This window comes from Endozoicomonas sp. Z74 (assembly GCF_057680865.1).
In genome coordinates, this window is sequence record NZ_JBLYZI010000246.1 from 1 (window position 1) to 1,170 (window position 1,170).

Below are 1,170 nucleotides of genomic sequence, written 5' to 3' on the forward strand. Positions count from 1 at the left end.
TATCAGTGAGCGAGGAGAATTTGGAAAACAGGGCTTTTGCAGACATCGAAAGACAGGAAAAACCCTGATTATACAGGCTGTTTCTTGATGGCGCTGTTCAATTGGTGATCATGTTTTTGCCCTGATGTGGGTGACCATTCGACTAACGGGTTGGTGTAAAGCTCTCTGCTTATGCCTGATGCTGTTTGATAGTGAATCTATTTCTGCGGGAATTTGGACGTTGCAAGAGTTGCCGGATGAAAAAAAAGGAGTGGTTGCTTTCAGTTTACAAAAGAATGTTGTTTATGTAGGTAATCCACAAAATACAGGATTAACAGAACAAGATGGCTTTACAGTGCTTACATTGCACTCCGGGCATAACTATGTATTATCATCAGATCATATGGAACTGGCGTCTATTGATTTTGGGTTTCCGGTCTTTCATGAGTTTTATTTTAGGGATAATCAGATAGTGCCCACTGACTATATTGATCATCATATTAGGATTCGACGTGAAATTCGCAATCTGGAAGAAAAGAAAGAAAAGTCCGAAAAAGAAAAAAAAGAACTGGAAGATAAACAGTTAGAACTTAGTAGGGAGCATAATAACCTGAAGATAAGCCTTCAACAAGAAAAAGATAAGACTAGGGGGCTTGAAGAGAAGCTAGATGCGGAAGTTGAAAAAGCTCAAAGTGGTAGAGCCAGGTCAAGAGAAAATGCTAAGAAAAAACAGTTGGAAGAGTTGAATCGGGAGCGAATCAGAGCTGATAAAATACGGCGATTAGAGGCGGAAAATATCGACTTGGCAGCGAAGCTTGATGAGAGGGGCCAAAGCCAAAATGAAGTAGAGATTCTTAGGGCTGAGGTGTCAAAACTAAAGAAACAATTGAAATCTAAAAAAAATGAGTCTGAATCATCCGGTTCTGAGAGTAAAAGGGTGAAATCAAAAACTGATTCCTCAGCAGAGAGTCGAAAATATAATTTGCTTAAACAGCGCAGTACCGGTGATTTTCAAGAAAGATGTCGCCTCAACCTATGCAGCTAAATCATAGTGCTGCTGATTTTCTGATCGCTCAGGGTTTAGCCATACTTCAGTGGGTAACTGCCAGTTTCTGGTATTGCGGCTTCCCCAGCGTTCTGGGTGTTGCTCCTTCGCTTTACGATAAACAGCTTCTCGGTTTATTACTTTCT

Annotated in this window: 1 protein-coding gene; it reads left to right on the forward strand. The window is 40.7% G+C overall.

Annotated features, from left to right (window positions below; translation table 11 throughout):
• Positions 1 to 178: 178 nt before the first annotated feature.
• Positions 179 to 1,024, forward strand: coding sequence for a cell envelope integrity TolA family protein (locus tag ACNRUY_RS26545; RefSeq protein ID WP_488114671.1), 846 nt, complete (start codon positions 179 to 181; stop codon positions 1,022 to 1,024).
• Positions 1,025 to 1,170: the final 146 nt, after the last annotated feature.

Excerpts from the sequence above, each read along its gene's own strand:
- ACNRUY_RS26545 (WP_488114671.1), top strand. The coding sequence starts at position 179 with ATGCTGTTTGATAGTGAATCTATTTCTGCGGGAATTTGGACGTTGCAA.